Origin of the sequence: Microbacterium memoriense (assembly GCF_025398275.1) — a bacterium.
Lineage (GTDB): Bacteria > Actinomycetota > Actinomycetes > Actinomycetales > Microbacteriaceae > Microbacterium > Microbacterium memoriense.
The window spans coordinates 156237-176238 of the sequence record NZ_JAODOR010000014.1; the positions used below are offsets into that span (position 1 = coordinate 156237).

Genomic DNA, 20002 nt, shown 5'->3' on the forward strand with positions numbered 1-20002 from the left:
CGCGTTTCGGCGGGGGCGCGACGGCTGCGAAACGAGCACGCAGGGGGATGCCGCGCGCCGCCCGGCGAGGTCCTCCTCCGCGATCAGGGGGTGACCCGGGACGCCGGGATGCCGCATTCGGGAGGACTTCTGCGTCCGGGAGGGCGAATGCCGCCCGGAAAGACCTCCCCGAACGTCGTCCCCTCCCGGACGCAGCGCGCGGTCAGCCCACTCCGAGGATGTCGGGGTGGGCGGCAAGCAGGTCGCGCTGCTCGGTCCACGACAGGCCCGCGATGCTGAGGACCACGCGGATGACGGTGGCCGCGGCATCCGCCGTCGTCAGACGCAGTTCGCGCAAGGTCGCGCGCGCCGTCTCCTCGATGAGGAAGGCGAGGAGGTCCGGCGGGACGTCGCCCCGGAACGCCCCCGACGCCACACCCGCGCGCGCGAGCGCACGCAGGCGGCGGCGCAGCGGGGCGAGTGCGCGGATCGTCACGGCGACATGGGTGTCGTCGAGGGCGATGTTCGCCGTTGCGCGCACGGTGGATGCCTCGTGCCACAGCCGCGCGGCCATCCGGGCCAGGGCGACGCGCGGGTCGCGATCGTCGACCTCCTCGGCGATCGCGTTGAAGCGGACGGTGCCGTTCGTGATCACCTCGCGCAGCAGGCTGTCGCGGTCGGGGAAGTGCCCGTAGAGTGCGCGGCGGGAGAGCCCCGCGGCATGGGCGATCGTGTCGAGCGACGCGTTCGGGTCGTTCGACAGCACCGACTGGGCCGCCGCGAGCAGCGCGGCCCGGTTCGCGGTCGCGTCGCGCCGCCGGCGCGGTGTGGAGGAGATGGTCGTGGCCATGGCATTCCTCACATGAGCTTCGTCGAGGCCATCGCATCGACGAGACCTCGGTTGAACGAGATGAGCGGCCGCCGCAGCACGAGCCCGAGGAGCAGCGCGGGGACCATGAAGGCGAGAAGGAGCCCGAGCGACACCCAGAAGTCAGCGCCGTAGGTCCCCGCGATCGCGGACCGGATCGCTGAGATCGCGTGCGTGGCCGGGAGGAAGGGGCTGACGCCCTGGAACCACGGCGGTAGCAGCTGCAGCGGGTACGCGCCCCCCGACCCCGAGATCTGGATCACGAGCAGGACCACCGCGAGGGCCTTGCCCGCGTTGCCGAACGCGATGACGAACGTGTAGATGATGAGCGAGAACATGAGCGAGGTCACCCACCCGGCCAGGAGCAGCAGGAACGGATGCGCGGGTTCGATGCGCACGAACAGGATGAGACCGAGGACCACAAGCGTCGACTGCGCGAGGCCGGTCGCGGCGAAGATGCCGTAGCGGCCGAGGTACTTCTGGGTCGGCGAGAGCTCAGGTTCTCCCGGGAGGGCATCACGGCTGACGTCGACCCGGATGGCGACGGTCATGAGGAGCGCCCCGACCCAGAGGGCCAGCACGGTGTAGAGCGGCGCCATCCCCGCGCCGAAGCTCACGACGGGGAACACCTCCACGCGGTCGACGCGGACCGGTTCGGCGAGCGACGTCGCGAGCACGCTCGGGTCGGATCCGACAATCTCGCTGAGACCCGCGAGGTCGCCGGTCTGGGCGGCGCGGGCGATCGCCTGCTGCACGCCGTCGAACTTCGTCGCGGCGTCGGAGAGCGTCGTGCTGAGCTGCGCGGTCAGAGCCTGGGCGCCCTGCAGGGTGCCGACGACGGAGTCGGATGCCCCGGAGAGCCCGGCCGCGGCCTGCGCCAGGTCGCCGCGCACGACCCCGATGTCGTCATCGATGACCGAGAGGGTCGAGCCGAGGGCATCCAGCTGCGGCTTGAGAGTGCCGGTGTACGAGTCCTGTGCCTGCTGGATCGCCTGGATCGCCTGCGCGACGAGGTCTCGCACCTGCTGGTGGGATGCCTCGGCGGCGGCGTTGCCCGCGGTGATGTCGGTCGCGGCCTGGACGAGGGAGTCGTGCAGCTCCTGCTGGCGACCGATCGCCCGGTCGAGCTGGGCGACGACGTCGTCGAGAGCCGCCTGCGCGGCCGGAGGCAGCTGCGGACGCACCTCGGTGACGAGCGTCGTGCGCAGAGACGTGGCGTCGTCGATCTGCTGCTGCACGCGCGCGGCAACCGTGGTCAGCACGTCGGCCTGACTGCCGCTGAGGGTGCCCACCTTCGCGTACAGATCGTCGACGCTCGCCCCCGCGGCGGCATAGCCCTGCGCGGTCGTGCGGAGCGCGTCGGCGACCGAGGTGGTCGCCGACTGCAGGACATCGCCGAGCTGTTGCGCGGCGCCTGCGCCGGAGCCCGCGGCATCCGACGTGTCGCCGAACGCCGCCCCGGTGCCGGAGACGAGGGCCGACGCGCTCTGCGCGAGCGGGATCGTACCCTCCGCGAGCGCCTCGAACATCTCGGCGGTCTGGGCGCCCGCGCGCAACTGGGTCGCGACCGATCCGACGCGGGCCTCAACCCGGGCGAGGGCCGCTTGCGTGTCGGCGTCGGTCAGGTAGTCCGACAGCGACGAGATGAGGCTGAGCGCGACGTCGCTGAGCGTCTCGGTGAACACCGAGCTGATCTGAGCCGAGACGCCCTCGGCTCCCTGACCGGTGATCTTCGGGGCGAGAGCGTTCTTCTTCTCGTTGGTGTAGTACGCCAGCTCGGTGCGCTGCGCGCCGTCGGCGTAGAAAGTGAGCATGTCGGCGCTGAACGAGGGCGGCAGCACGATCGCGGCGTAGTACCGGCCCGACTTCGTGCCGTCGATCGCGTCGTCCTCCGAGGTGATCACCCAGTTGAGCTGATCGTTAGCGCGCAGCTGCGAGAGCACCTGCTCGCCGACGTTCACGCGGACCGGGACGAGGTCGCTCTGGTACCCCTCGTCGGTCGACGCCACCGCGACGGTGAGGTTCTCGGTGTTACCGAACGGGTCCCAGCTGGCGAGCACGTTGAACCAGGTGAACAGCGATGGGATCACGACGAGCCCGAACATCACGATGATCGCCATGACGTTCATGACTGAGTGCCGCAGATCGCGACGGATCAAATGCAGGATGCCGCTCATGCCTGCTCGCCTCCTTCGCGCCGGGTCTCGGGTGACGGCGTGGGATCCGTGGGGGATGTCTCGGGCTCCGTCTCCGGGGCCGCGTCCGCCTCGGCCGTGCGGAACAGTCTCGTGAGCGCGTCCTCGTCCGGCTCGGATTCGTCCGTGCCGGTCGGCGCATCGGGGACGTGCGGGTCGGGAGCTTCGCTCGTCGGGACCGTTCGCTCGGCGGCGTCGGGAACCGGGGAATCCCGCCCGTCCGCGGCGAGCGGCATCGTTGTGACCGCGCCGGCCTTGGCCTCCTCGCCCCGCATCGCGAGGCGCAGTTCTGCGTCGCCCATACCGGCGAGCTCGGCGGCGGCCTCGAAGCTGTGGCTCACGTATTCCAGCACGACGAGGAACGCGACGACGAGGAGGCACCACAGGAGCCAGAGGAACAGGAGTGTCGCGCTCTGCTCGTGCAGCAGCCACGCGATGAGGCCGAGGACCGCCATGCCCCCGAGCCCTGTGAGGAGCGCGATGCGCAGGAGCGCGGGGTACCGTTCGGCGAACGGCCGGGCGCGCCGGTCGAGCCGGCCGCGGAACTTGTCGCGGTCGGCGAGAGCGTGGATGACGTCGGTCAGCCGGTAGCCCCGGCCGACGATCTGGACGTCCTCGCCGATCAGCAGATCGGTGGCGATGACCTCGCGGTTGAACAGGCGGTTGAGGTACGCGAGGCGCCGGCGCACGACGAGACCGAGCACCCAGGCCATCACGACGAAGATCGCCAGCACGCCCATGAACCGCCACCAGTGCGCGCCGTAGAACCCGGCGATCGTCTCGCGCATCGCGTCGATGCCGTACGTGAACGGCAGGAACGGATAGATGTTGCGGAAGAACTGCGGCATGAGCTCGATCGGGTAGAGGCCAGAGGCTCCCGGTATCTGCATGATGACGAGCAGGACGCACAGCCCCCGCCCGATGTGGCCGAACGCGACGCACAGGGCGTAGATGATGCTGACGTACGCGAGGGAGATGAGGATGCCGGTGCCCACGAACGCGAACGCGTCAGCCGTCTGCACCCCGATGATCAGGTTGCCGACGCACACGACGATGGCTTGCAGCATCCCGAGGGCGCCGAACAGCAGGAAGCGACCGACGTAGGCTTCGCTCACGCGGATCGGGGCGACCCCCTCGGTGTCGACCTCGACCTTGAAGATCACCATCAACACGAACGCGCCGATCCACAGCGACAGGTTCGTGAACAGCGCCGCCATCGCCGAACCGTACGAGGAGACGGGGAAGACGGCGTGCGAGACGACGTCGACGGGGCTCGCGATGAACTGCGCGATCTGCTGTGGCTCGAGCCCGGTGACGGTACCGAGGGATTTCCACGAGGATGCCGAGCCGAGCGCCAACACGTCGGTGCGCGCGTCGCCGAGCCCGGTCTGGATGCCGGCGAGCGTGCCGTCGAGACTGTCGAGCGCCCCCGAGGTGGCGACGAGCTGGGTGTCGAGACCAGAGAGGAGGTCGGCCGACTGCGTGAGCTGCGCGCGCTGGGCGTCGATGGCGGCGGAGAAGCCTCCGGCGCTCGCCGACAGCGTCGCCATCGCGCTCGTCAGCGCGGGGATCGATTGGGTGAGCGCCGTGCGCAGGCCCGAGGCCGACGTCTGCGCGCCCTGCACAGCGGTGTTCAGGGCGTCCGCGGTCTGATGCACGGCCTGCATGGCGGCAGCCGCGTCGGCGTTCATCGTCTGGAGGTCCGCGAGCAGCCGCTGGTCGGCCTGGTTCTGCTCCTGCAGCGCCGTGAGCACCTGCTGCAGCTGCTCAGTCACCGCCGAGTCGAGACCGCCCTGATCGAGCAGCGTCTGCAGCTGCGCGATCGCGGCGGCATTCGCCTCCGTCACGGTGGTGATGTCGTCGATCGCGCCGTCGATGCGCGCCGAGGCCTGCCCGAGCGTCTGCGTCACCTGGGTGACTGAGATGTGCGCCTGCGCCGAGGCATCCGCCAGCAGCGTCGCGCCTTGCACATAGGCGGAGGTCGCGGCATCGGTGAACGAGAGCACATCGCGCTGAGCCTGTGCGACGCTCGTCTGCGCCTGGGCGAGGGCGGTCTGCACATCGCCGAGGGTGGTGTCGACGTCGCTGAGGGTCGTCTGCGCACCGCTCAGAGAGCCGCGCGATCTCTCCAGTCCGGTCTTCATGTCGGTGATGCCCTGGCGCGCCGAGGCGATCTGCGCGGCGGTGGCGTCGAAGGCGTTGAGGCTGTCGGTCTTGGCGTTCAGCAGCTTGAGCGCGACGTCATCACCGGCATCCTTCAGCTCCGTCGTCGCTGCCTCCGCGATCTGTTCGATGAAAGCGCTCGTGATCTTGCTGTTGACGCCGGAGGCGCCGACGTCGGTGATCTTCGGGGCGATCGCGCTGGCCTTCTCGTTGACGTAGTAGGTCAGCGCGGGCTGGGTGAACGTGCCGGTCGTGATGCTGAGCAGGTCGGAACTGAAGCTCTGCGGAATGACGATCGCGGCATAGACCGCACCCGAGTGCACGGCCTCACGCGCCTCGTCTTCGCTCATGAACTCCCAGCCGAGCTGGTGGTCGGCGCGCAGCTGTTCGACGACCTGTGCGCCGACATCGACGGGTCCGGTCGGGTCCGCGCGGGCGCCCTCGTCGAGGTTGACGACGGCGACGCCGATGTTGCCGGTGTTGGCGTAAGGATCCCAGAACGCGTTGATGTTGAACCAGGCGTAGAGCGCCGGGGTGAGCAGCACGCCGAGCACGATGACCCACGTCCGGCGCGCGCGGAAGATCCGCGTGACGTCACGCCGGAAGACTTGGAAACTCTTGCGCACCGACCTATGGTACATCTAATCTGCACACCGGTGTGCAAGTTGTGATGAGGAGTTTTGCGCGTGATGCGCCGCTTCCGGTCCGGGGGGCGGTCGGCGATCAGTCGGCGCCGAAGTCGAACATCGCCGACTCCGATGCCGCCTCGACGGCGTCGGCGAGGGCTTCGTCTGCGGCATCCGCCTGCTCGGCATGCTCGATGATCTCGCGCGACTCTCCGCTCGCGAGCTCGCCGACGAGTTCTGCCGTCGCCCCGCCGATGAGGCCGAGGCCCGCGTACTGCTCGAGGCGCGCGCGCGAGTCGGCGATGTCGAGGTTCCGCATCGTGAGCTGGCCGATCCGGTCGACGGGGCCGAACGCGGCGTCGCCGACGCGTTCCATCGACAGCTTCTCGGGGCCGTAGGAGAGGTTCGGGGAGGTCGTGTCGAGGATCGTGTAGTCCTCGCCGCGGCGCAGGCGCAGCGTGACCGAGCCGGAGACCACCGAGCCCACCCAGCGCTGGATCGACTCGCGCAGCATGAACGACTGCGGCTCGAGCCAACGGCCCTCGTACATGAGTCGTCCCAGGCGGCGTCCCTGCTCGTGGTAGGTCGCGAGGGTGTCTTCGTTGAGGATGCCGTTGACCAGCCGCTCGTAGGCGATGAACAGCAGCGCCATCCCGGGCGCTTCGTAGATGCCGCGCGACTTCGCCTCGATGATGCGGTTCTCGATCTGGTCGCTCATGCCGAGACCGTGGCGGCCGCCGATGGCGTTGGCCTCCATGACGAGGGCCACCGCGTCCGGGTAGGCGACGCCGTTGAGCGCGACCGGGCGCCCCGCCTCGAACGTGATCGTGACGTCTTCGGTCTCGATCTCGACGGCCGGGTCCCAGAACCGCACTCCCATGATCGGGTCGACGATCTCGAGCGAGACGTTGAGGTGCTCGAGTGTCTTGGCTTCGTGCGTCGCGCCCCAGATGTTCGCGTCGGTCGAATAGGCCTTCTCGACGGAGTCGCGGTAGGGGAAGTCGTGCGCCACGAGCCACTCGCTCATCTCGGTGCGCCCGCCGAGCTCGGTCACGAAGTCGGCATCGAGCCACGGCTTGTAGATGCGCAGCGCGGGGTTCGCGAGCAGGCCGTAGCGGTAGAACCGCTCGATGTCGTTGCCCTTGTACGTCGAGCCGTCGCCCCAGATGTCGACGCCGTCTTCCTTCATGGCGCGCACGAGGAGGGTGCCGGTGACGGCGCGCCCGATCGGCGTCGTGTTGAAGTACGTGCGCCCGCCCGAGCGGATGTGGAACGCGCCGCACGCGAGGGCGACGAGCCCCTCTTCGACGAGCAGCGGCTTGCAGTCGATCAGTCGCGACGCCTCGGCGCCGTACTGGAGCGCGCGCCCCGGGATCGAGGCGATGTCGTCTTCGTCGTACTGACCCAGGTCACCGGTGTAGGTGTAGGGCACGGCGCCCTTGTCGCGCATCCACGCGACCGCGACGGACGTGTCCAGGCCTCCGGAGAAGGCGATGCCGACGCGCTCGCCGACGGGCAGGGACTGAAGGACCTTCGACATGCCTCAAGTCTAGTGAGCGCCGCATCCCCGCCGATCCGACACGATCGGTGCGGACCGACAGGATCCGCGCGCGGATACGGTGCCGGCTCGCGCGCATCTTGTCGGCTCGCGCGGTGTGGGGGCGTGGGTCAGCCCAGAGTCACGGCGGTGATGTCGACGGGGGATGCCGGAGCGACGCCGTCGGGGCCGACGCCCGCGGCGGCGACGGCTCGCACGAGATCGATGCCGGCGGCATCCATCATCCCGAAGACCGTGTACGCGGGGGGAAGCTGGGTGCCCTCGTAGACGAGGAAGAACTGCGACCCATTGGTGTCGGGGCCGGCGTTGGCCATCGCCAGCGTGCCTGCCGGATACGTCTCGGTCCCGTCGAGCTCGTCGGCGTACCGATAGCCGGGTCCGCCCATGCCGGTGGCGGAAGGATCGCCGCACTGCAGCACGAAGATGCCCTCGACGGTGAGTCGATGGCACGTGGTGCCGTCGAAGTAGCCCTGCTCGGCGAGGGAGACGAAGCTCCCGACGGTGCAGGGTGTCCGATCGGCATCCAGGGTGAGGGTGATGTCACCGGCGGAGGTCTGCAGCGTCGCGGTCACGTCACCGGACCGGGCCGGCTCGGACGGCGGAACGTCGACGTCGCGCACCCCACCGGGGGCTTCGGTGTACTCGCACCCTCGGGCTCCGGGCGCCGACTCCTCGGACGCCGGCTGTCCCGCGCAGGCGGTCAGGGTGAGCAGAAGACCGACCGCAGCCGCGACGGAGAGCAATCGTGAGCGCATGCCGACAGCCTACGGTCCGCCTGCGAGACGGATCCGACGCCGGCGGGTCCCCTGTCCCACCCTCGTCCGTGAGCCAGCGCGTGGTGATGAGATGTGCAGGCTGCCGCGTGCGTGTGTGCGCCGTGCCGAGCATGCGCCGTGACCGGGATCTTCCGGTGGACCGGCTCGTCGGTCCTGCAGAGCCGCCGATTGCCCCCGGCGGCGTGGGGTGTGCGCTCGCACTCTCGGACTACCGACTGCACGCCGGCGTCAGATCAGTTCGCTCTGCCAGTTGGCCTCCTGGATGCGGATGTCGAGCTCTCGCCATTCCTTCGCGAGGGCGTCGGCACGCGCGCGGACGGCGGCGACGTCGATCGCCGCGACGTAGCGGATCTCGGACTGGCTGTAGCGGTCGCCGCGGGCGGCCCCGGCATCCGCCGCCTGCGTGTAGGCCTGCACCCGCAGCCGGAGAACGTCGCGGCGGGCCAATGCATCGGTGAGCGTCGCGCCGTCGGCGAGGGTCGCCTCGAGGTTCGTGCGGTTGATCCGCGTGATGAGGTCGGCGAGGCGTTCGGCGACACGGTCGTGCTCGGACAGCAGCGCGGTGGGGTCTTCGACGGGCGGCTCCCCCTCCTGCACGCGCGCGTGCTGCGCTGCGCGCTGGGCGAGCTGGGAGAGCCGGGTGGCGAGGGCGGCGCGCTCCGCGAGTGCTTCGGCGAGCTTCATCGCCCCAGCTTCGCACGGCGGCGGCGACCGATCCAGACCACGAAGAAGGCCACGAGCAGGATGAGCGGCGCGATGAGGTGCAGCACCTCGTTCGACGACGGGATGGGAGCGGCGCCCTGGGGGAGCTCGATGCCGACCACGCCGTGGCCCATGTCCGAGTGCGCTCGTCGGAACACTATCCGCTCGCGGGTCGCGGAGCCCAGGTCGGTAGGATGGGGTGTAACCGTCCGACAAGCGGGGGAGAAGGCCCATGCCAGGCATTGTGATCGTCGGCGTCCAGTGGGGAGACGAGGGCAAGGGCAAAGCCACCGACCTCCTCGGGGAGCGCACCGACTGGGTCGTCAAGTTCAACGGCGGCAACAACGCCGGCCACACCGTCGTCATCGGCGACGAGAAGTACGCCCTGCATCTGCTGCCGTCCGGCATCCTCTCGCCGGGAGTGAACGCGGTGATCGGCAACGGCGTCGTCGTCGACCTCGAGGTGCTCTTCGCCGAGCTTGCGGCGCTCAACGCCCGCGGCCTCGACACGTCGCGCCTGCGCATCAGCGCCAACGCCCACGTCATCACGCAGTATCACCGCACGCTCGACAAGGTCACCGAGCGCTTCCTCGGCAAGCGCATGATCGGCACGACCGGCCGCGGGATCGGCCCGACGTACGCCGACAAGATCAACCGCGTCGGCATCCGTATCCAAGACCTCTTCGACGAGAACATCCTGCGGCAGAAGGTCGAAGGCTCACTCGATCAGAAGAACCACCTGCTGGTGAAGGTCTTCAACCGCCGCTCCATCACGGTCGACGAGATCGTCGACGACCTGCTGTCGTACGCCGAGCGCGTGCGACCGATGGTCGCCGACACGTCGCTGCTGCTGAACGAGGCGCTGGATGCCGGCGACGTCGTCGTCTTCGAGGGTGGCCAGGCCACGATGCTCGACGTCGACCACGGCACCTATCCGTTCGTGACGTCGTCGTCGGCGACGGCGGGCGGTGCGTCGACCGGGTCGGGCGTCGGCCCCAACCGCCTCGACCGCATCGTCGGGATCGTGAAGGCCTACACCACTCGTGTGGGATCCGGCCCCTTCCCGACCGAGCTGTTCGACGAGCAGGGCGAGTGGCTGCGCAAGCGCGGCTTCGAGTTCGGCACGACGACCGGGCGCCCCCGCCGCGTCGGCTGGTACGACGCCCCGATCACCCGCTACGCCACCCGGATCAACGGCATCACCGATCTCGTCATGACCAAGCTCGACATCCTCACGGGGCTCGACCAGATCCCGGTGTGCGTCGCCTACGACGTCGACGGCGAGCGCTTCGACGAGGTGCCGGTCAACCAGAGCGACTTCCACCACGCCACCCCGATCCTGGAGTACTTCCCGGGGTGGAAGGCCGACATCTCCGGTGCGCGCACCTTCGACGACCTCCCGCTGGAGGCGCAGGACTACGTGCTCGCGCTCGAAGCCATGAGCGGCACCCGCATCTCGGTGATCGGTGTCGGCGCTTCGCGCGACGCCGTGATCGTCCGGCACGACCTCGTCGACTGATGCGGTTCTTTGTCGGCGGGTACACCGCTGACAAAGGCGGTGCCGCCACCGGGATCGGCGCGCTCCGCGCGGGAGAGCCGGGCGCCGTGCTCGCGGGCGGGCAGTTGTCGTATGCCGATGCGGTGCGCACCACCGGGTCGCCGTCGTGGCTCGCCTGGCATCCGACGCTGCCCGTGCTGTACGCCGCGATGGAGGGATCCGGTTCCGTCCGCGCGTGGGCACGCATCGGCGAGGAGTCTTTCGTCGGGCTGGGCAGCGCGGTCGCAGCCGGCGGCTCCGTGTGCCACGTGGCGGTCGCGCCCGACGGGCGGTGGCTCGTCGCGTCGTCGTACGACGACGGCAGTGTCGTCCGGATCGGACTGGATGCCCGTGGCGCGCTCGGGTCCGCCACGATCGGCGCCGCAGCCGTCGACCCGTATGCCGGTAGCGGCACGCAGGGGGCGAGCGAGCCGTCCGGACTCATCGACGTGCCCGAGCCGCCGCGCGAGCGAACCGCCATGGAATCACTCGTCGCGTTGCTGAGCGCTGCCGACGAGCCCGCGATGCCGCCGCCGGCGGGAGACAGCGCTCGCCGGTCGCACGCTCACCACACCCGGTTCACCCCCGGCGGGCTGGTGAGCACCGACCTCGGGTTCGACCAGGTCCGCATCTGGGATACGCGAGACGGGCGCCTGCGAGAGCGGCAACGCGTCGCCCTACCGCAGGGCACGGGTCCTCGTCATACCCTCTGGCATCCGAGCGGACACCTCTACATCGTCACGGAACACTCCGACGAGCTGTTCGTGCTGCGTCCCGGTTCGGACGGGCTGTGGTCTTTCGTGGGCGGTGCTCCGCTTCTCGGGGCGCAGCCCGGTGCGGATTTCGCCGCCGAGATCGCGATGTCCCGCGATGGCCGCTTCGTCTACGCAGGACTGCGGGGCAGCAACACGATCTCCGTCGTACAGGTCCACGGCGACGGCGCCGATCTTCGCTCGGTCGCTCTGATCGAGTCCGGTGTGGACTGGCCGCGGCATCACGTCCTCGAGCGCGACACGCTTCTGATCGCGGGCGAGCGGTCGAATGACATCGTCTCGCTGGCGATCGACGAACGTACCGGAGTGCCCGGTCGCGTGCGACACCGTGTCAGCGCGCCGAGTCCGGCCTGCCTTCTGGCGGATGCAGTCGGCTAGACGGCGGCATCCTGCTTCGGAATGACGACCTTCTTCACGATCAGCAGGATCGACGCCGTCACGGGAATGGCCACGAGTGCGCCCAACAGGCCCATCAGCGTGCCGCCGACGAGCGCGCCGATCACGACAAGCGACCCGGGAACCGAGATCGCCTTGTTCATGACCTTCGGGGTGAGAACGTATGCCTCGAGCTGCATGTAGACAAGGTAGACCAGGGCGAACACCAGTGCGGCGACCGGGCTCGAGAAGAGCGCGACGACCGAACCGATGCCCCAGAAGAGCACGGTTCCGACGAGCGGGATGATGGTGATGCAGAACGCCGTGACCGCCAGAAGCGCGGGGAACGGCAGACTGAGAATCGTGAACAGGATGAACGTCAGCACGGCGTTGCAGAACGCGAGCACCACCATGCCGCCGAGGTAGCCGCCCACCGAGTCGGTGATCTGCTCAGTCAGATCCGCCGCGAGCGTGCGTGACCGCGCCGGCAGCAGTCGGTAGAACGCGTGCTTGATCTGGGGAAGCGAAGCCAGGAAGTACAGGCTCAGCACGATGATGATGATGGTCCCGGAGATCGTCGCTCCGATCGAGATGCCGATCTGCAGCACGCCACCGCCGATCGCGGCGATGTTGGCGGGGTTGGTGAGGAAGCGCTGGAGTTCGCCCAGAAGGTTCGGCACCTGGTCGCCGAACTGCGCCGCGATGCTGAGGTAGAAATCGGTCGTCTGGAAGTCGCCGATCATGGTGGGCAGGTCGGAGATGAACTGCGCGATCTGGCGGACGACCGTGGGCACGATGAGCCAGATGACGGCTGCCATGGCGATCGCGAAACCGAAGTAGACGATCACGATCGCCCAGGTGCGCTTCGTGCCGTGACGCTCCAGCCGCTGCACGAGCGGGTTCAAGCCGAGCGCGACGAAGAGCGCGAAGGCGATGTAGATCCAGATCGTGACGAGACTGCTGATCGCGGCCCCCAGGGCGAACGCGGCGATGCCGCCCAGGGTGAGGAGGAAGCCGGCCACGAACGGCCGGTTCACGTTCGTCCACACGTGTCGGGCCGGCGCGGAAACCGGCGGGACGGAAGCGGTGGGTTCCGGGGGCGTCAGCGCGTCCGTAGCGGCGAGGCGGGAGGCGCGGCGGGGTCTCATGAGACACACTCTAGGGCGCGATAGTCTCGGGGGCATGACCGACGGCACGGATCCGACAGCGACGCTCCGCCGCCTGCGCGGCAGCATCGACAACATCGACGCGGCGCTCATCCACCTGCTCGCCGAACGCTTCAAAGCGACGCAGCAGGTCGGGGTTCTGAAAGCCGAGCACGGGATGCCGGCATCCGACCCGTCGCGCGAGGAACATCAGATCGCCCGGCTGCGTCAAGTGGCGCTTGATGCCGAGCTCGATCCCGAGTTCGCCGAGAAGTGGTTCAACTTCGTGGTGGCCGAGGTCATCCGACACCACACGGCCGCAGCCGAGGAGCGCTGAACCGCAGCGGACTAGGGAACCGCGCGGCGAAGAGTCGCGAAGGAGATCGCACCGAACGCGACGATCGCGAGCGTGATCCCGCCGATCAGGGATGGAACGGTGAGGCCGGCCATCCAGGCGCCGGCTTCGGCCCAGGCATCCAGTGACGAGATGATCCAGATCGCTGCCACGAACACGACTCCGAGCAAGAGCAGCGCGAGGGTGAGCCCCAGCGTCCCGAATCGACGGAAGACGGTCGCTCCCCAGAACCCGAGGACGAAGAGCAGGAACGACAGCGCGGCGTAGAACAATCCGGCGATGAGCGCGCCCGACCGCCAGACCCAGTCGAGCGTGAAGAAGTAGCCGTTCACACCCCATCCGCGCGTGGCCTGTTCGGCGAATCCCCCGAGGACGAACACGACGCCGAGCATCAGCGACGTGAGGAACGCGGAGAGCATCGTGCCGAAGAAGAACTCGCGTCGGGTGATGCTCAATGCCTGCGAGAACGGGAAGGTGTAGCTGAGTGCCATGATCCCGATGGCGAAGAAGTACCAAATGGGCGCTTGGCTGCCGCCCCCGTACTTCGCGCCGTCGTAGGGGATCAGCGCGAAGATGATGACCGACATCACGAACGTTGCGCTGAGGATGATCAACGGCATCCAGACGAAGGTGATCTTGTTCACGAACTGCATGCGCGTGACGGTCAGCGTCCGCTTCATCGGAGTGCTCCTTCGTCTTCATGGGTGCGCGGATGGTTCTGCGTCGTACGCACGATGAGTTGCTGCAATGACACCGGCGCGACGTCGAGCCCGACCGCCGAGAGGTGGACGCGGTCGTCGGTCGTGAGGGTGCCGAGCACCGTGACCGATGCGACGCGGCCGAGGCCCTCGCGGTGGATCACCTCACGCCCGGCGACGAAGGCATCCACCGCGGCCGCATCCCCGATGATGGTCGCCGCGCGGTCGCGCACAGCGTCGGTCTCTTCGTCCATGACGATGCGGCCCTCATCGACGACGAGGACCCGTTCGAGCAGGTTCGACACTTCGTCGATCAAGTGACTGGACAACACGATCGTGCGTGGATGCTCGGCATAGTCTTCGAGTAGTCGGTCATAGAAGATCTGTCGCGCCACGGCATCGAGGCCCAGGTACGGTTCGTCGAAGAAGGTGATCTCGGCCCGTGAGGCGAGGCCGATGATGACGCCGACGGAGGAGAGCTGCCCGCGGGAGAGCTTCTTGATCCGGCGCGTCATCGGCAACCGGAAGTCGTCGACGAGGCGGTCGGCGAAGGCCTGATCCCAATTCGGGAAGAACATACTCGCCATCCGGAGCGCATGCCGGGGTTGTGCGTCATCGGGATAGCGCTGGCTTTCGCGGACGAAGCACAGCCGACTCAGCACGCGGGCGTTCTCGTACGGCTCCTCGCCGAAGACCCGGACCTGCCCGGAGGTGGCGAAGTTCTGTGCGGTGAGGATCGACATGATCGTCGTCTTTCCTGCGCCGTTGCGCCCCAGCAGTCCGTAGATCGTGTTCTCTTCGATCGAGAACGAGACATCATCCAGTGCGAGCGTGTCGCGGTAGCGCTTGGTCAGGTTCTTCACCTCGATCACAGCCGTCATGGTGCGTTCCTTTCGATGATGTCGGATGCCGCTGCGCGCTCTCGGACGAGGGTGGCGAGATCGTCCGGCCCGAGGCCCAGGGCCCGGGCTTCGGTCAGCAGGGGCTGGATGAAGCGGTCGGCGAACACCGATCGACGTTCGACGAGCAGGTGGTCGCGGGCGCCCGGGGCGACGAACATGCCCACGCCGCGTCGCTTCACGAGGACGCCTTTGTCGACGAGCATGTTCACTCCTTTCGCGGCGGTGGCGGGGTTGATCCGGTAGAAGGTGGCGAGCTCGTTGGTCGAGGGTGCGCGGGTATCCTCGGCAAGGCTCCCGTCGAGGATCGAGTCCTCGACGCTCTCCGCGATCTGCACGAAGAGCGCTTTGCCTTCCTCGATCACCAGACCTCCTTGGTGTGTTGGTTAGTTACTCAACTAAGTAACCATGACGCGAGCCTCGCTGTCAAGACCAAGACGGCCGACGCGCGCACGCGTGATAGCGACCCTCGCTGTGAAACGCCAATTTGCGGTGTATGCGTTGTCATGAAACCGTCGAGACGGCCCTCCGCGTGGCGGGCCGTCTCGACCAGTCCGCGACCGTTGGTGGTGCATCGCGCATCAAATCGACGGGCGTACGGTCGACGGCCGGTTGGCTGCGGACCCGACGTTCGTTGCCCGATGCACGTGGTGTGCACGCCGGGCCGTCACCCGGGCGCGACGGATGCCGCCACTTCCCGAGTGGCTGCTGAGGTGTGCTGTGACCGATACTCCTGCCCTTGAGGCGAAGAACTTGTACAAGGTCTTCGGCCGGAATCCGAAAGATGCCGTGGCGCGGCTCCGCGCCGGCGAGTCGCGTCAGGGCATCGCCGATGCCGGGACCGCGGCGGTGATCGACGCGAGCTTCACGGTGCAGCCTGGAGAGATCTTCGTGATCATGGGGCTGTCCGGCTCGGGCAAGTCCACGATCATCCGGATGCTGAACGGTCTGCTCCCACCCACGGCCGGCGACGTCGTGATCGGGGGGCGCAGTGTCGCCGCCGCATCGCCCGCCGAGCTGCGCACCATCCGCCGCGAGTCGGTGTCGATGGTCTTCCAGCACTTCGCGCTTCTCCCCCACCTGACGGTCCTCGACAACGCGGCCTACGCGCTCGAGATCCAGGGTGTCGGCAAGAGCGAGCGCCGCGCGCGTGCGCAGGAGATCCTCGACCGCGTCGGTCTCGGCGATCGGGCCCACGCCATGCCGGACGAGCTCTCCGGCGGAATGCGTCAGCGCGTCGGCATCGCCCGCGCCCTCACCGCCGGCACCGACATCCTTCTGATGGACGAGGCGTTCTCGGCGCTCGACCCGCTCATTCGACGCGAGATGCAAGAGCAGCTCGTCGAGCTGCAGCGCGAGCTCGGCCGCACGATCGTCTTCATCACACACGACCTCAACGAAGCCATGTTCCTCGGCGACCGCATTGCGGTCATGCGCGACGGGCGCATCGTGCAGAACGGCACGCCCGAAGAGATCCTCACCGACCCGGCGAACGACTATGTCGCGCAATTCGTCCAGGACGTCGACCGTGCGCGGGTGCTGACCGCGGCATCCGTCATGGAGCCGCCGCACCAGACCACTCCGGTCAGCGCCGGTGTGCGCGGGGCCCTCCGGACGCTCCGTGCGCAACAGGTCGGATCGGTCTTCGCGGTCGAGAACCGCCGCCTCGTGGGGGTCGTCACCGACCGCGCCGTGATCCGCGCCGTGAAGTCGGGCGAGACGGACCTCCGCAAAATCGTCGACGCGCACGTGCCGACGGTCGGGCCCGACGACCTCCTCACCGACATCGTCGAGACCGCCGTCGAGGCCACCGTGCCCCTCGCCGTCGTCGATGAGAACCGCCGTCTGCTCGGGGTCATCCCGCGTGTGACGCTTCTTGCCGCGCTCGGCAACGTGCCGGCCACCACCCGGGAAATGCCGGTCATCCAATCGCCGATCGACATGGTGGCGCAGTTCACGCCCCTCGTCGACGCCGCAACGGAAGGCACGCTCGTGCCGGGCGCGGCGACCAGCGAAGGGAGCGTGCGCTGATGGACTTCTTCCGCATTCCGATCGGCGACTGGGCCGAAGCCATCGTGGACTTCCTCGGCGACACCCTCGGTGGGTTCTTCGATCTCATCTCGACCGTCCTGAAGGCCGTGTACGAGGGCCTTGGCTGGGCGCTCGTATCTCCGCCGTTCTGGCTGATCATTGCGCTGTTCGCTGCTCTCGCCTTCGTTGTTCGCGGGTGGAAGCTCGCGGTCGGGACCGCGCTGGGCCTGCTCGTGATCGTCGGAGTCGACCAGTGGGAGAACGCGATGGACACCCTCGCGCTCGTCCTCGTCGCCGCCGTCGTCGCGATCCTGATCGCGGTTCCCCTCGGCATCTGGGCCGCGCGCAGCGACCGTGTCTCGCGTGTCGTCCGACCGATTCTCGACCTCCTGCAGACGATGCCGGCATTCGTCTACCTGATCCCGGCGATCTTCTTCTTCGGTGTCGGCGCCGTGCCCGGCATGATCGCGACGATCATGTTCGCGCTGGCGCCCGGCGTGCGCCTCACCGAACTCGGCATCCGCGGCGTCGACACGGAGGTCGTCGAGGCCGGCTTCGCGTTCGGCGCCTCGCCGGCGCGTGTGCTGCGGCAGATCCAGATCCCTCTTGCGCTCCCGTCGATCATGGCCGGCATCAACCAGGTCATCATGCTGAGCCTGTCGATGGCCGTCATCGCCGGCATGGTCGGCGCCGGCGGGCTCGGTGGCGAGATCGTCCGCGCCCTCGGCCGCATCAACGTCGGGCTCGCATTCGAGGCCGGCATCTCGATCGTGATCATCGCGATGATCCTCGATCGACTGACCTCGGCGCTGGGCGGTGACCGCCGCCGCCGCGTCGCGAAGTCGAAGACGGCACGCGACGCACAGGATGCCGCAGGCTCGGTCAGCCGCATCCCCGCCGCCGTCTGAGAAGACCCCACCGACCAGGCGAGCTCATCACTCGCCGGGGGCGCGGAGACTCCGCGCTCGACAAACAACGACCGATCCGCGACAGCACGCGGATGGAGAGGACGTCATGATGACCAAGAGAAACAGCATTCTGAGCGCCGTCGCCCTGGCGGGCGCGGCTACCCTCGCGCTTGCCGGATGCGCAGGGACCACCGAGACGGGCAGCAGTGCGGACGGAGGCGCCGCAGACCGCCCGATCGAGATCGCCGTGTTCAACGGCTGGGACGAGGGCATCGCCGCGTCTTACCTGTGGCAGACGATCCTCGAGGACAAGGGGTACGAGGTCGAGCTCACGTTCGCCGACGTCGCGCCCGTGTACCAGGGACTCGCCGGCGGTGACTTCGACCTCGTGCTCGACACCTGGCTGCCGATCACGCACGCCGATTACATGGAGCAGTACGGCGACGACGTCGAAGACCTCGGCGCATGGAACGACGAAGCGAAGCTCACGATCGCCGTGAACGAAGATGCCCCGATCGACTCGCTCGACGAGCTCGCGGCGGCATCCGCCGACTTCGGCAACCGGATCGTCGGGATCGAGCCGGGCTCGGGCCTCATGCGCATCACGGGCGATGAGGTTGTGCCGGGCTATGGCCTGGAGCGCATGGAGCTCATCGAGTCGTCGACGCCGGCGATGCTCGCCGAGCTGCAGAAGGCGACCAACGCCGGTGAGAACATCGCCATCACGATGTGGCGTCCGCACTGGGCGTACAACGCCTTCCCGATCAAAGACCTCGAAGACCCGAAGGGCCTCTTGGGAGATACCGAAGGCATCCACTCGGTCGCCGCGACGTCGTTCGCCGCCGACTTCCCCGAGGTGCACGCGTGGATCTCGAACTTCGAGATGCCCAGCGACACGCTGTACTCGCTCGAGGACGCGCTCTTCAACTCTTACGAGGGTGACGAGTATGGCCCCGTCGTGCAGGAGTGGATCGCGGCGAACCAAGAGTGGGTCGACTCGCTCACATCCTGATCGCTTCGCGGTCAGGGACGGGGTTCGGCGGAAGCCGGGCCCCGTTCTCCCGCTGCGGTGCGACCCGGCTCGAGCTGCAGCGCCACCTTCTGTTCGAGGAGGTCGACCGCCTCGTCCGAGATCGAGAGCAACCCGTCGACCTCGTCGCGCACGCGGCGGTATGCGACCTGCCGCTCAGCGGGGGTCGCCGACTGGTCCAGCGCGACGGCGAGGAGCTGCTGCGCTGTCGCGAGACGCTTGCGTTCGGTCGCGCTGAACTGCGAGTCGCGGACGCGGCGAGCATCGCGCTCCGCCAGATCGAAGGCGACCTCATAGTCGGTGACGGCGCCGCGATATTCGGAGACGGCGTCCGGGGTGACCTTCGCGTCGGCGGATGCCGGGCGCAACGAGTCGGCGACCTTTTTGGCGCGGAGGAACGCCGCCGTCAGATCCTGCCGCCCATCGCTCATGGTGGGGAAGGCGATGAGGCGCGCGACGTCGAGTTCGTACTCGAGCCAGCGGGCCGTGATCGCATCATGCGTCGCGAAGATCTTCGTCAGCTGGTCGGGGAGGGGCGACGGACGCGTGATGGGCTGAGGGTCCTGGCCGGCATCCATGCGGACCGACCGCAACTCACCCTTGGCTTTGATGACCTCGAGCCGCCGCTTGTGACGCTCGGCGGACAAGTGCTCGAACCGACGGAACGCGCCCGCGCCGATGCCGGCGAGCGGGAACGCGAGCCACCAGTAACTTCCCAGGAAGTGCAGGATGTCGTTCATGTGCCGCTGCCGCCGCGTCGCGGAATCGGCCAGATGGGCGTGTCGCGGCTCTTCGGCGGCGTCTGCGGCTCGGCGGGCGGAGCCGACGGCTCGGTCTTCTCGGCGGCGCGCGGGGCTGGCTCATCCGCGGCCGACGGCGGGGTGGCGCGGCTCTGTCCCGCCGCGCGCGCGAGTGCTTCGGCCGAGCGGGCCAGCAGGGTATCCGTCAGCGTCTGGGCCACGACCGTCCAATGCGGGGTGCCGGGGGCATCCGGACCCGGACCCGCCGGTGCGGTTCCGGCAGTCCGCGCGCGCCGCCACGCATCCGCTTCGGCAGCGTCGAACGCCACCTGCAGGCGGTGGACGGCATCGCGATACGCCGAGAACTGCGCTGTCGTCATCCGCGACTGCGCCGTCGCGGGTCGCAACTCTTGTGCACCGCGGGCGTCCGCGAGGAACGCGGCCGTCAGGGGAACCCGACCGTCGCTCATCGTCGGAAAGGCGATGAGCTTGGCGGGGTCGGTCTCGTACTGCATCCATTGCGCTGTCACCGCATCGTGGGTGCTCATGAGCTTGGCCAGCGGGAGGGATGCCGGATCCCGCGTCGCCGCGGGCAGCGCGGCGCGGGCTGCGCTGACGTGGGCCCTCCGCGCGCGGACCGCCGC

18 protein-coding genes and 1 pseudogene are annotated in these 20002 nt (G+C 68.6%); 6 read left to right on the forward strand and 13 right to left on the reverse strand.

The genetic code is table 11. The annotated features are described in order from the left end of the window. Positions 1 to 202: 202 nt before the first annotated feature. From N4R40_RS12255 to N4R40_RS12285, 7 genes are all read right to left on the reverse strand, one after another. Positions 203 to 829: a TetR/AcrR family transcriptional regulator gene (locus N4R40_RS12255; protein WP_261607653.1), complete on the reverse strand. Its 627-nt coding sequence runs from the start codon at positions 827 to 829 to the stop codon at positions 203 to 205. An 8-nt stretch (positions 830 to 837) separates the two neighbouring features. After that, positions 838 to 3024, reverse strand: coding sequence for a YhgE/Pip family protein (locus N4R40_RS12260; protein ID WP_261607654.1), 2187 nt, complete (start codon positions 3022 to 3024; stop codon positions 838 to 840). Further along, positions 3021 to 5831, reverse strand: a complete 2811-nt coding sequence (locus tag N4R40_RS12265) for a YhgE/Pip domain-containing protein (RefSeq protein ID WP_261607655.1) — start codon at positions 5829 to 5831, stop codon at positions 3021 to 3023. The genes N4R40_RS12260 and N4R40_RS12265 overlap by 4 nt, the downstream gene beginning before the upstream one ends. A gap of 97 nt (positions 5832 to 5928) precedes the next feature. Beyond that, positions 5929 to 7371, reverse strand: a complete 1443-nt coding sequence (gene argG / locus N4R40_RS12270) for an argininosuccinate synthase (protein ID WP_261607656.1) — start codon at positions 7369 to 7371, stop codon at positions 5929 to 5931. A 128-nt stretch (positions 7372 to 7499) separates the two neighbouring features. Continuing rightward, positions 7500 to 8144 carry a peptidylprolyl isomerase gene (locus tag N4R40_RS12275; protein ID WP_261607657.1) on the reverse strand — a complete coding sequence of 215 codons (645 nt, stop codon included), beginning with the start codon at positions 8142 to 8144 and terminating at the stop codon, positions 7500 to 7502. Positions 8145 to 8393: 249 nt separating this feature from the next. After that, positions 8394 to 8849 (reverse strand): DIP1984 family protein, encoded by a 456-nt coding sequence (locus N4R40_RS12280; protein WP_196323580.1) that lies wholly within the window; start codon positions 8847 to 8849, stop codon positions 8394 to 8396. Further along, positions 8846 to 9001 carry a hypothetical protein gene (locus N4R40_RS12285; RefSeq protein WP_261607658.1) on the reverse strand — a complete coding sequence of 52 codons (156 nt, stop codon included), beginning with the start codon at positions 8999 to 9001 and terminating at the stop codon, positions 8846 to 8848. Before N4R40_RS12285 ends, N4R40_RS12280 begins: the two co-directional genes overlap by 4 nt. A 98-nt stretch (positions 9002 to 9099) precedes the next feature. On the opposite strand from N4R40_RS12285, the gene N4R40_RS12290 reads away from it, so the two are divergent. Both N4R40_RS12290 and N4R40_RS12295 read left to right on the forward strand, forming a co-directional pair. After that, a complete protein-coding gene (locus N4R40_RS12290) occupies positions 9100 to 10386 on the forward strand; it encodes an adenylosuccinate synthase (protein WP_261607659.1) in 1287 nt (428 codons plus the stop codon). Beyond that, complete coding sequence (locus N4R40_RS12295; RefSeq protein WP_261607660.1) at positions 10386 to 11555, forward strand: lactonase family protein; 1170 nt, start codon at positions 10386 to 10388, stop codon at positions 11553 to 11555. The genes N4R40_RS12290 and N4R40_RS12295 overlap by 1 nt, the downstream gene beginning before the upstream one ends. Here the strand turns inward: N4R40_RS12295 and N4R40_RS12300 are convergent. Then, positions 11552 to 12700 (reverse strand): AI-2E family transporter, encoded by a 1149-nt coding sequence (locus N4R40_RS12300; protein WP_261607661.1) that lies wholly within the window; start codon positions 12698 to 12700, stop codon positions 11552 to 11554. The two genes, N4R40_RS12295 and N4R40_RS12300, sit on opposite strands and share 4 nt — an antisense overlap. Positions 12701 to 12734: 34 nt before the next feature. Between N4R40_RS12300 and N4R40_RS12305 the strand changes: the two genes are divergently transcribed. Further along, positions 12735 to 13034 (forward strand): chorismate mutase, encoded by a 300-nt coding sequence (locus N4R40_RS12305; protein ID WP_261607662.1) that lies wholly within the window; start codon positions 12735 to 12737, stop codon positions 13032 to 13034. Positions 13035 to 13045: 11 nt separating this feature from the next. On the opposite strand, the gene N4R40_RS12310 is transcribed toward N4R40_RS12305, so the two are convergent. Genes N4R40_RS12310 through N4R40_RS12320 form a run of 3 tightly spaced genes read right to left on the reverse strand, consistent with a single transcriptional unit; the run spans position 13046 to position 15014 of the window. Continuing rightward, positions 13046 to 13732, reverse strand: coding sequence for a hypothetical protein (locus N4R40_RS12310; RefSeq protein WP_261607663.1), 687 nt, complete (start codon positions 13730 to 13732; stop codon positions 13046 to 13048). Continuing rightward, positions 13729 to 14631 (reverse strand): ABC transporter ATP-binding protein, encoded by a 903-nt coding sequence (locus tag N4R40_RS12315; protein ID WP_261607664.1) that lies wholly within the window; start codon positions 14629 to 14631, stop codon positions 13729 to 13731. Before N4R40_RS12315 ends, N4R40_RS12310 begins: the two co-directional genes overlap by 4 nt. Then, the gene (locus N4R40_RS12320) at positions 14628 to 15014 is read right to left on the reverse strand and encodes a GntR family transcriptional regulator (protein WP_261607665.1); all 387 of its coding nucleotides are present in this window, start codon (positions 15012 to 15014) and stop codon (positions 14628 to 14630) included. The genes N4R40_RS12315 and N4R40_RS12320 overlap by 4 nt, the downstream gene beginning before the upstream one ends. A 319-nt stretch (positions 15015 to 15333) precedes the next feature. Here N4R40_RS12320 and N4R40_RS12325 point away from each other — a divergent pair, with 319 nt between their 5' ends. The 3 genes from N4R40_RS12325 to N4R40_RS12335 all read left to right on the forward strand — a co-directional run bounded on the left by N4R40_RS12325 (position 15334) and on the right by N4R40_RS12335 (position 18600). Next, the gene (locus N4R40_RS12325) at positions 15334 to 16680 is read left to right on the forward strand and encodes a quaternary amine ABC transporter ATP-binding protein (RefSeq protein ID WP_261607666.1); all 1347 of its coding nucleotides are present in this window, start codon (positions 15334 to 15336) and stop codon (positions 16678 to 16680) included. Next, positions 16680 to 17588, forward strand: coding sequence for an ABC transporter permease (locus tag N4R40_RS12330; protein WP_261607667.1), 909 nt, complete (start codon positions 16680 to 16682; stop codon positions 17586 to 17588). Before N4R40_RS12325 ends, N4R40_RS12330 begins: the two co-directional genes overlap by 1 nt. A 109-nt stretch (positions 17589 to 17697) precedes the next feature. Further along, positions 17698 to 18600 carry a glycine betaine ABC transporter substrate-binding protein gene (locus N4R40_RS12335; protein WP_261607668.1) on the forward strand — a complete coding sequence of 301 codons (903 nt, stop codon included), beginning with the start codon at positions 17698 to 17700 and terminating at the stop codon, positions 18598 to 18600. An 11-nt stretch (positions 18601 to 18611) separates the two neighbouring features. Here N4R40_RS12335 and N4R40_RS12340 read toward each other — a convergent pair whose 3' ends face one another. After that, complete coding sequence (locus tag N4R40_RS12340) at positions 18612 to 19358, reverse strand: hypothetical protein (protein ID WP_261607669.1); 747 nt, start codon at positions 19356 to 19358, stop codon at positions 18612 to 18614. Then, positions 19355 to 20002 (reverse strand): annotated as a pseudogene (locus N4R40_RS12345) (hypothetical protein); the annotation flags it as partial. The pseudogene N4R40_RS12345 and the gene N4R40_RS12340, both read right to left, overlap by 4 nt.

What these genes read in the sequence shown, in the direction of transcription:
- N4R40_RS12255 (WP_261607653.1), bottom strand. Translation starts at nt 829, where the DNA reads ATGGCCACGACCATCTCCTCCACACCGCGCCGGCGGCGCGACGCGACC.
- N4R40_RS12260 (WP_261607654.1), bottom strand. Translation starts at nt 3,024, where the DNA reads ATGAGCGGCATCCTGCATTTGATCCGTCGCGATCTGCGGCACTCAGTC.
- argG (WP_261607656.1), bottom strand. Translation starts at nt 7,371, where the DNA reads ATGTCGAAGGTCCTTCAGTCCCTGCCCGTCGGCGAGCGCGTCGGCATC.
- N4R40_RS12275 (WP_261607657.1), bottom strand. Translation starts at nt 8,144, where the DNA reads ATGCGCTCACGATTGCTCTCCGTCGCGGCTGCGGTCGGTCTTCTGCTC.
- N4R40_RS12280 (WP_196323580.1), bottom strand. Translation starts at nt 8,849, where the DNA reads ATGAAGCTCGCCGAAGCACTCGCGGAGCGCGCCGCCCTCGCCACCCGG.
- N4R40_RS12285 (WP_261607658.1), bottom strand. Translation starts at nt 9,001, where the DNA reads ATGGGCCACGGCGTGGTCGGCATCGAGCTCCCCCAGGGCGCCGCTCCC.
- N4R40_RS12290 (WP_261607659.1), top strand. Translation starts at nt 9,100, where the DNA reads ATGCCAGGCATTGTGATCGTCGGCGTCCAGTGGGGAGACGAGGGCAAG.
- N4R40_RS12295 (WP_261607660.1), top strand. Translation starts at nt 10,386, where the DNA reads ATGCGGTTCTTTGTCGGCGGGTACACCGCTGACAAAGGCGGTGCCGCC.
- N4R40_RS12300 (WP_261607661.1), bottom strand. Translation starts at nt 12,700, where the DNA reads ATGAGACCCCGCCGCGCCTCCCGCCTCGCCGCTACGGACGCGCTGACG.
- N4R40_RS12305 (WP_261607662.1), top strand. Translation starts at nt 12,735, where the DNA reads ATGACCGACGGCACGGATCCGACAGCGACGCTCCGCCGCCTGCGCGGC.
- N4R40_RS12310 (WP_261607663.1), bottom strand. Translation starts at nt 13,732, where the DNA reads ATGAAGCGGACGCTGACCGTCACGCGCATGCAGTTCGTGAACAAGATC.
- N4R40_RS12315 (WP_261607664.1), bottom strand. Translation starts at nt 14,631, where the DNA reads ATGACGGCTGTGATCGAGGTGAAGAACCTGACCAAGCGCTACCGCGAC.
- N4R40_RS12325 (WP_261607666.1), top strand. Translation starts at nt 15,334, where the DNA reads ATGCCGCCACTTCCCGAGTGGCTGCTGAGGTGTGCTGTGACCGATACT.
- N4R40_RS12330 (WP_261607667.1), top strand. Translation starts at nt 16,680, where the DNA reads ATGGACTTCTTCCGCATTCCGATCGGCGACTGGGCCGAAGCCATCGTG.
- N4R40_RS12335 (WP_261607668.1), top strand. Translation starts at nt 17,698, where the DNA reads ATGACCAAGAGAAACAGCATTCTGAGCGCCGTCGCCCTGGCGGGCGCG.
- N4R40_RS12340 (WP_261607669.1), bottom strand. Translation starts at nt 19,358, where the DNA reads ATGAACGACATCCTGCACTTCCTGGGAAGTTACTGGTGGCTCGCGTTC.